This is a genomic window from Rhodococcus sp. IEGM 1379, from assembly GCF_030056815.1.
GTDB lineage: Bacteria > Actinomycetota > Actinomycetes > Mycobacteriales > Mycobacteriaceae > Rhodococcus_F.
In genome coordinates this window covers 110,718-111,693 of sequence record NZ_JASHKR010000013.1, presented here as the reverse complement: position 1 = coordinate 111,693, position 976 = coordinate 110,718, and the positions used below count along the sequence as shown (strand labels likewise).

1 protein-coding gene is annotated in these 976 nt (G+C 60.0%); it reads left to right on the top strand.

Translation table 11 applies throughout. The features are described from left to right. Positions 1-649: 649 nt before the first annotated feature. The coding region (locus tag QM600_RS10615) for a YncE family protein (RefSeq protein WP_283261415.1) at positions 650-976 on the top strand (327 nt) is incomplete at its 3' end.

Below are 976 nucleotides of genomic sequence, written 5' to 3'. Positions count from 1 at the left end.
AGGATCAACTCTCGGGTAAGACCAAGCAGGTCGGCGACGATATCTCCGACGCCGCGAGCGATATCAAGAACAAGTTCACCAACTGAGTGGAATCCCCGGGTAAGAACGCACAGCTCTGCACACAACTGCACTTTTTCTCATGCGCGGAAGTGGCGGTGCTGCTGGGTGATGCCGTTGATGAGATTTTCAGTGAGATGGGAGAGTCCCTCTCCGGTAGATCGATGCCGTGGAGGGACTCTCCGTCGACAGTCTGAGGAGTGCTGGAGCAAGTACGGCAGCCGCGGACCGAAAACGTGTTCGTAGTTGTCGTAAACACGCGACCAAGGGAGTGGCTCCGATCACCGGGATGGTGGATCAGATCACCCTCGAACAAGGACGCAGCCGTGCCGACAACTAGAAGTAAGCGGTGAGCTCGCAAGTGCACGACCGGAGCAGTCTCGCCATGATGCTCGCTCCAGTGTGAACAAAGCTCCAGTGTGAACAAAATAGACAGCGCGGCCACAAACTCGAACGCCGACGCGGTTCATCCGTTTGCTGCTACCCATTCACCGCCAGGAACACACCATTCGTCGCCGGCGATCGCTCAACAGCCAAAAACTCGACAGCACCATGCTTATCGTCCGTTAGGTTCCCTTGTGGTGGCTGCTTTTTGTGGCCGCTGCGCACCCGTGGCTGTAGCTGCGCACCCCTGGCTGTAGATGACACTTCCGAAGGGCCTACCACTATCGCCGACATCGAACGATCCCACCCGTGTCCTCGATGGCCCCAGACCGCCGCCGTCACCGTCACGATCGCCGTCGGCGCATCTCCGACTGGGATCGCGATCACCCCCGACGGTGCCCGCGCCTACGTCACCAACTACTACGGTAACTCGGTGTCGGTGATCGAGACCGCCACCAACACCGTCGACACCAACACCATCACGGTCGGCGCGAATCCGGTCGGGGTCGCGATCACGCCCGACGGCACCCGCGCC